Origin of the sequence: Streptomyces adustus (assembly GCF_009377175.1) — a bacterium.
Taxonomy (GTDB): domain Bacteria; phylum Actinomycetota; class Actinomycetes; order Streptomycetales; family Streptomycetaceae; genus Streptomyces; species Streptomyces adustus.
On sequence record NZ_VJZD01000357.1, the window covers coordinates 1 to 7,075 of the forward strand.

Below are 7,075 nucleotides of genomic sequence, written 5' to 3' on the forward strand. Positions count from 1 at the left end.
GTCTCGTTGCCTCCGTAGGGCGGAGGGGTCGTCTCGTGGTCGTGCGGCGGCGGTGTGGTCTCCTCGCCGCCGTAGGGCGGAGGCGTGGTGTGGTCGTCGTGCGGCGGGGTGGTCTCGTCCCCTCCGTACGGCGGAGGCGTGGTCTCGTCTTCTCCGTACGGCGGAGGCGTGGTCTCGTCTTCTCCGTACGGCGGAGGCGTGGTCTCGTCTTCTCCGTACGGCGGAGGCGTCTTGTGCTCGCCGTAGCCCGAGTGGTCGTCGTCGCCTCCGTAGCCGGCGCCCTTGTGGGACCCCTTCTCGGTGTCCTCGCGGGACCCGTACCCGGAGTCCTTCTCCGACCCGTATCCAGACTCCTTGTGGGACCCGTACCCGGACTCCTTCTCGGACCCGTACCCGGACTCCTTCTCGGACCCGTACCCAGACTCCTTCTCGGACCCGTACCCGGAGTCCTTCTCGGACCCGTACCCGGCGTGCTCCTCGGACCCGTACCCGGACTCCTTCTCGGACCCGTACCCAGACTCCTTCTCGGACCCGTACCCGGAGTCCTTCTCGGACCCGTACCCGGAGTCCTTCTCGGACCCGTATCCGGAGTCGTCGTGGGACGCGTCCCGCGGCTCCGACCGGTGTTCGCCCGACTCGTGGGCGCATACGTCGCCGAACGACGGGTCGAGCTCGGCTGTCGCGACCGTGTCGCGGCAGCCGGAGGCGGACCCGCCCGGGTGCGCGTCGGCCAGGGCGGGACTACCGTAAAGGGACAGAATGCTGGTCGCGGCCGCGGCCGCGACCACTCCCCTGCTCAGGGACTGGCGCAATCTCGTGGTCTTCCTGCTCGAAACGGAGTGGGAAAAGGCCGGCCCCGGAGCAAAGAGCCTTGGTCCAGGGCCGGCCTTGAGACAGCCGTGTTGCTGAGGTGCCTACGCCGTCAGTCGTTGTCGCAGACGCTGCCGCCGGCCGGGTTCAGCAGGCCGATCAGGTCGACGCTGTCGCCGCAGAGGTTGACCGGGATGTTGACCGGGATCTCGATCACGTTGCCGGACAGGACGCCGGGGGAGCCGACGGCCATGCCCCCGGCGTCCGCGTCGGCGAAGGCCGGAGCGGCCCCTCCCAGGGCCAGGAGCAGGCCGGCGACGACAGCGGCAGTCTTCTTCATGGAGTTTCCCTTCTCAGCGGTCATGTTCCTGTGACGGTCGAAACCGAGCGAGCGCAGTCGGAGCGGCTCGCACCATGACCCGCAGGCTGCAAACGAGACATAGACAGCCGGAGAAACTACGGAACGTGGGCCGGCAGGGAATTCACTCGAACGCATCCCGATAATCGATGCACAGCATCCACCCGAGCGCAAACGCATCCCCCGAGCGGCGGAGAATGGTTTCAGCAGGAAACGCGCCCGGAATACCGAAAGCGCTCGGGCTGCCCGCAGGCGAAGCGGGACGGCCCGAGCGACCTTGGTGGGGGGACCCGGACCGGACGGCGATTCAGGCGCCGTCCGGGACGGACGTCAGTGGTTGCCCACGCCGTTGTGCGCGAGGACCGGGATGTCGTCGACGATGTGCGACAGCGGCTCGTCGCCCTTGGCCTGGGTGGAGTTCTCCGCGCACTGCTGGTTCTGCGGCGAGGACAGGACGTTGAGGTCCTGGGCCGCGATCGGCAGCAGCACACCCAGCACCGGACCGACGTTGGCCTTGGCCGGCAGACCGACGCAGAGCTTGTTGAGCGAACCCTGGACCAGCGTGGCCTGCGGGCTCATGCTGCCCTTGGTCACGGAGTTGCCGAACTGCGAGACCGCCAGGTTGCCGCTGGCCGAGTGGGTGCCGTCGTTGCCGGTGGCAAGCGCCTGCGGGGCGACCGCCGCGGACGCGCCGACGACGGAGGCGGCGATCGCCGCCGCAGCCATTGCCTTCTTCAGCATTTTGCTTCCTTTCCTGGCTTTCGGGCCAAGACGTGTGTTCCTGCCGCCGCAACAACCTGATTCACCGCGATTGGTTGCGGCCGTTCACCCAATGAGCGAAAAGTCCGGCCGGTGATAGGCCATTGGAGTGAATTCCAGGAACCAAGCAGGAGGGTTCCAGTTGTGCCGGGCAGCGCTCCGGTGGACGGGCGTTTCCTCAGAAGGGATTAGCAAGTGATCAAGAAGGTTCTGGCCGCTGCCGCGGTCGCCGCTTCCGTGGTCGGCGTCTCCGCCGCCGCCGCGCCGCAGGCACTGGCCACCGGCAACGACGGCACCTCGTCCGCCAGCGGCAACGGCGCCTACCAGGCGTTCGGCAACTCGGCGACGTACGGCAACATGAGCCCGCAGCTCGCCCTCATCCAGGGTTCGCTGAACAAGCCCTGCATCGGTCTGCCGGCCAAGGTCAACGCGGGCTCGCTGCTCGGCGTCGTCCCGATCTCGGTGCAGGACCTCAACGTCCTGTCCTCCCCGCAGAACCAGCAGTGCGTCGAGAACTCCACCCAGGCCAAGGGCGACGAGCCGCTGTCGCACATCCTGGACGACATCCCGGTCCTCTCGGGCAACGGCACGGGCAACCACTGAGCCACGCAGCATGATCCCGGGCTCCTGTCCTGAGCCCGGGGACTGATCTCCTCCGCGTCGAAGAGCGGGCCGCCGAACTCCCGGCGGTCCGCTCTCTCGCATGTCCGCACTCCCTCATGTCCGCAGGTCCGCGCTCCCGCAGGTCCGCTCGTGCCTCGGCCGTCCGGTCGGCGCGCCGGAGCGCGGGCGGGGGCGCTCGTCAACTGATCGGACTGCGCTGGACCGATCGGGTAACACATCGCAACCCGCGGCCCGGTCTGCCCGTTGACGATCACGCAGCTCCCCCTGGAGTCCGCCTTTCGAAGGGAACGATCATGAAGAAGCTGTGGGCAACCGCGGCTGTCGCCGCTTCCGTCGCCGGTGTGGCGGCCGCCGCCGCCACGCCGGCCATGGCCACCGGCAACGACGGCACCCACTCGGCGAGCGGCAACGGCGCCTCGCAGGCGTTCGGCAACTCGGCGACCTTCGGCAACATGAGCCCGCAGCTCGCGCTCGTCCAGGGCTCGCTCAACAAGCCCTGTGTCGGTCTGCCGCTCAAGGCCAACGTGGGCTCGCTCATCGGTGGGATCCCGGTCGCGCTCCAGGACATCAACGTCCTGTCCTCGCCGCAGAACCAGCAGTGCGTCGAGAACTCCACCCAGGCCAAGGGCGACGAGCCGCTGTCGCACATCCTGGACGACATCCCGGTCCTGTCGGGCAACGGCGTGGGCAACCACTGAGTCGTACGGCTCCGCGCGGCGGGTCACCGGTTCCTCCGGTGGCCCGCCGCTCCGTCGTTCGCCCTCCGCGCCGGCCGCCCCGCGGGCCGCGCCACGGGTAGTACCCCGTGCTATCCGTCGAGCCGGGCCGCCGCCGCGATGCTCTCGCCGAGCTGTGCCACGTCGGCGTCCTCGGTGGTCGTCGCCAGCCGGGCGGAGCGCCTGCGCAGCTCGCCGAGGGACGGGGCGCCGGGCAGCGAGCTCCAGCGGTCGTCGCCCTTGCGGAGCGCGTCGGCGAAGTAGGCGGCGGTCGCGGTCACCTGGAAGCGGGGGCTCGCGCTCCACACGGAGCGGGCGAGGGAGCCCGTCTCCAGCCCGCCGGACTCCTCGTGCGGGGCGCGGGTGGCGGGGTCGAGCCAGCGGACCGTCGCGGTGGCGAGGTGGCCGCCCGCGCCGTCCTTCAGCCGGACGGCGTACAGCGCGGTCACCGTGTGGCCGGGTCCGACCTCGCCCCCGTCCACCCGGTCGTCGCGGAAGTCGTCGTCGGCGACGCGCCGGTCGTCGTAGCCGACGAGACGGAACGCGGCGACCGTCCCGGGGTCGAAGGCGACCTGGGCCTTGGCGTCGCGGGCGGTGAGGTCGATGTTCTGCGGGAGCTGGTCGCAGAACACCTTGCGGGCGTCGTCCTCGTTCGAGACGTACGCGGTGTGGCCGTCGCCCTTGTCGGCGAGGCTCTCCATCAGGGCGTCGCCGTACTCGCTGCCGACGCCGACGCCGAAGAGCGTGATGCCGTGCTCGCGGCGGGCGGTGGAGATGCGTTCCAGGATGGAGTCGGGGTCGGTGTCGCCGTTGTTGGCGAGCGCGTCGGAGATCAGCACCACCCGGTTGGTGGCTCCCTTGCGCAGGCCCTCGACGGCGGTGGCGTAACCGGTGCGCAGGCCCGCGTCGAGGTTGGTGGACTCCTGTGCCGCCAGGCCGTCGACCGCCCGGTGGACGCGCTCGCGGTGGCCGCCGAGCCGGGTCATCGGCAGGACGGTCCGGGCCCTGTCGCTGAAGGTGACGAGCGCGACGGAGTCGTCGTCGCGCAGTTGCTCCGTCATCACGCCGAGGGACTCCTGGGCGAGGTCCAGCCGGCCCGGCTCCTCCATGGAACCGGAGACGTCGATGACGAAGGTGAGCGCGGCCGGCGGCCGTTCGCCGGCCGGGTCGGCGGCACGGGTGGCGAGGCCGACGCGGACGAGGGACCAGCCGTCCCCGCCGGTGCGGGCGCCGTCGACGGTGACCGAGAAGCCGTTGCCCTCGGGCCGCTCGTAGTCCTGACGGAAGCTGTTGACGAATTCCTCCGGGCGCACCGTCGACGGGTCGGGACGGCGGCCCTCGGCCAGGGAGCGGCGCGCGTAGCCGTAGGACGCGGTGTCCACGTCGAGCGCGAAGGTGGAGAGGTAGTCGGGCGAGGGGGCGAGGTCACGGGAGCCGGCGGAGTCGGCGTCGTTCTGCCCTTGTTCGCCGCCGCCCGAGGACGGGGCGGGGGCCGGGAACCCGCCGTTGGAGCCGTTGGAGCCGTTCGCGTGGCTCGAACGGTCCGAGCTGCCCATGCTCCGGTCGTTGCCGGCGCCGCAGCCGGTGAGCAGCAGGCCGGTGGCGACCAGGACGAGCAGTGCCTCGCGCGGCCGCCGTGTTCGACAAGTCCCCATCTCCCGTGCCCCCTGTGGTCCGTGGCCGCCGTCCTCGGTGGACGGCGGCTTTCTGTGACTGTGACGGCGTGGGGCGCCGGAACGTGCGGCACGGAGCGTTGCGGATGGATCTCGAACAGGGCACGGCGGCGGCCCGTCGAGACCGGCGGGTGATCTTCCGGTGACCTAGGGCCTTTCGTTTGGATCAGCCCGGCGGCGCGGGGTGTGGCACGCACATCTGCGGCGTTGTCGTCACTCGCCGACGCTCCGCGTCGACTCCCTCCTCCGCCTTGCAGCTGCACGCACCACACCCCGCTCGGGTCCGCCGGGCAGTCAGGTCGGTCATGGCCGGCCTGATCCAAACGAAAGGCCCTAGGAGACCACGTCCTTGCGGGCGAAACCCCGGAAGGCCAGGGCGAACAGCACCAGGGCGTACGTTATCGACAGCGCCGTCCCCTGGATCATGCCGGACCACTCCGGGCGGGGCTGGATGGCGTCCGCCCAGGCGAACTGCCAGTGCGCGGGCAGGAAGTCGCGCCAGTCGCCGAGGGCGGTCACCGCGTCCAGGACGTTGCCGACGATGGTGAGGCCGACCGCGCCGCCGACCGCGCCGAGCGGTGCGTCCGTCTTCGTCGACAGCCAGAACGCGAGTCCGGCGGTGACCAGTTGGGACACGAAGATGTATGCGATGACGACCAGCAGGCGTTGTGCGGCGGTGCCGGCGCCGAGCTCGCCGCCGGTGGGGATCTCCAGCGGTCCCCAGCCGTAGCGGGCCGTGCCGACGGCGAGGGCGACCAGCGGCAGCAGCACCATGGCGGCCAGGCTGAGGCCGAGCCCGACCACGAGCTTGGACCACAGCAGGCGGGCGCGGGGCACCGGGGCAGCGAGCAGATAGCGCAGCGAGGACCAGCTCGCCTCCGAGGCCACCGTGTCCCCGCAGAACAGGGCCACCGGGATCACCAGCAGGAAGCCCGCGGAGACGAACAGGTTCACCGCGGCGAAGTTGGCGCCGGACGCGGTGGCCGTGTCCATCAGAGTGACCTGGCCGTTGCGGCTGCCGGGCTGTCCGCCGATGGCGAAGGCGACGGCCAGGACGAAGGGGAGGGCGGCGAGGATCCCGCCCATGACCAGGGTGCGGCGCCGCTTGAGCTGGCGGGCGAGTTCGACCCGCAGCGGCAGGGTGCGGCTCGCCCGGTAGCCGGGGGCGACCTCCGCGGGCTGCGTGCGCTCGGTGAGCGTGCTCATGCGGAACCTCCGATCAGGGTGAGGAAGGCGTCTTCGAGCCGGCGGTGCGGGCCCACCGACTCCACCGGTACGTCGAGCCGGACGAGTTCGGCGACCAGGCGGCGTGCGCTGCCGTCCTCGTCGAGCCGGACCAGCAGTCCGTCGTCGGTGCGCACGGCCGAGGCGACGCCCGGCAGCGCGGCCACCTTCTCGGCCACGGGCTCGTCGACGGGCGTTGCGGTGCCGACCAGCAGGGTGTCGCCGGAGCCGACGATGTCGCCGACCCGGCCCGCCTGGACGAGCCGGCCGCGGTCCATGACGACGAGGTGCGTGCAGGACTGCTCGACCTCCGCGAGGAGGTGGCTGGAGACGATGACCGTGCGGCCGGCGGCCGCGTACCGGATCATCACCTCGCGCATCTCGCGGATCTGGGGCGGGTCGAGACCGTTGGTGGGTTCGTCGAGGATGAGCAGGTCGGGCAGGCCGAGCATGGCCTGGGCGATGGCGAGGCGCTGGCGCATGCCCTGGGAGTAGGTGCGTACCGCGCGGGCGAGCGCGTCGCCCAGGCCGGCGATCTCCAGGGCCTCGTCCAGGTGGGCGTCCTCGGGCGGGCGGCCGGTGGCCGCCCAGTACAGCTCCAGGTTCTCCCGGCCCGAGAGGTGCGGCAGGAAGCCCGCGCCCTCGACGAAGGCGCCGACCCGGGACAGCACCGGGGCGCCGGGCCGGATCGCGTGGCCGAAGACGCGGATCTCGCCGCCGTCCGGGGTGATCAGGCCCATCAGCATGCGCAGGGTGGTGGTCTTGCCCGCGCCGTTCGGGCCCAGCAGGCCCAGCACCTGTCCCTGTTCCACACGGAAGGACAGGTCCGCGACCGCGTACCGGTCGCTCGACTTCGCGTACCGCTTGGTCAGACCGGTGATCTGGAGGGGGACCTCGGCCAGGGCGGGATC

Annotated in this window: 8 protein-coding genes; 2 read left to right on the forward strand and 6 right to left on the reverse strand. The window is 71.2% G+C overall.

All coding sequences use genetic code 11. The features are described from left to right. From FNH09_RS43025 to FNH09_RS43035, 3 genes are all read right to left on the reverse strand, one after another. A partial coding sequence (locus tag FNH09_RS43025) for a hypothetical protein (protein ID WP_152895311.1) occupies positions 1–812 on the reverse strand: 812 nt, incomplete at its 3' end. Positions 813–922: 110 nt separating this feature from the next. Continuing rightward, complete coding sequence (locus FNH09_RS43030; protein ID WP_162469958.1) at positions 923–1,150, reverse strand: chaplin; 228 nt, start codon at positions 1,148–1,150, stop codon at positions 923–925. Between the two features lie 348 nt (positions 1,151–1,498). Beyond that, a complete protein-coding gene (locus FNH09_RS43035) occupies positions 1,499–1,909 on the reverse strand; it encodes a rodlin (protein ID WP_152895313.1) in 411 nt (136 codons plus the stop codon). 213 nt (positions 1,910–2,122) lie between these two features. Here FNH09_RS43035 and FNH09_RS43040 point away from each other — a divergent pair, with 213 nt between their 5' ends. Then, the gene (locus FNH09_RS43040) at positions 2,123–2,530 is read left to right on the forward strand and encodes a rodlin (protein ID WP_162469959.1); all 408 of its coding nucleotides are present in this window, start codon (positions 2,123–2,125) and stop codon (positions 2,528–2,530) included. Between the two features lie 314 nt (positions 2,531–2,844). Then, complete coding sequence (locus FNH09_RS43045) at positions 2,845–3,249, forward strand: rodlin (RefSeq protein ID WP_152895314.1); 405 nt, start codon at positions 2,845–2,847, stop codon at positions 3,247–3,249. Positions 3,250–3,359: 110 nt separating this feature from the next. Here the strand turns inward: FNH09_RS43045 and FNH09_RS43050 are convergent, their stop codons facing one another. The 3 genes from FNH09_RS43050 to FNH09_RS43060 form a co-directional block, all read right to left on the reverse strand. Beyond that, positions 3,360–4,922: a vWA domain-containing protein gene (locus FNH09_RS43050; RefSeq protein ID WP_152895315.1), complete on the reverse strand. Its 1,563-nt coding sequence runs from the start codon at positions 4,920–4,922 to the stop codon at positions 3,360–3,362. Positions 4,923–5,273: 351 nt separating this feature from the next. Then, on the reverse strand, positions 5,274–6,146 hold the full coding sequence (locus FNH09_RS43055) for an ABC transporter permease (protein WP_152895316.1): 873 nt from the start codon (positions 6,144–6,146) through the stop codon (positions 5,274–5,276). Then, positions 6,143–7,075, reverse strand: a 933-nt coding sequence (locus FNH09_RS43060) for an ABC transporter ATP-binding protein (protein WP_152895317.1), incomplete at its 5' end; no start/stop codon positions are given. The genes FNH09_RS43060 and FNH09_RS43055, both read right to left, overlap by 4 nt.

What these genes read in the sequence shown, in the direction of transcription:
- FNH09_RS43030 (WP_162469958.1), bottom strand. Translation starts at nt 1,150, where the DNA reads ATGAAGAAGACTGCCGCTGTCGTCGCCGGCCTGCTCCTGGCCCTGGGA.
- FNH09_RS43035 (WP_152895313.1), bottom strand. Translation starts at nt 1,909, where the DNA reads ATGCTGAAGAAGGCAATGGCTGCGGCGGCGATCGCCGCCTCCGTCGTC.
- FNH09_RS43045 (WP_152895314.1), top strand. Translation starts at nt 2,845, where the DNA reads ATGAAGAAGCTGTGGGCAACCGCGGCTGTCGCCGCTTCCGTCGCCGGT.
- FNH09_RS43050 (WP_152895315.1), bottom strand. Translation starts at nt 4,922, where the DNA reads ATGGGGACTTGTCGAACACGGCGGCCGCGCGAGGCACTGCTCGTCCTG.
- FNH09_RS43055 (WP_152895316.1), bottom strand. Translation starts at nt 6,146, where the DNA reads ATGAGCACGCTCACCGAGCGCACGCAGCCCGCGGAGGTCGCCCCCGGC.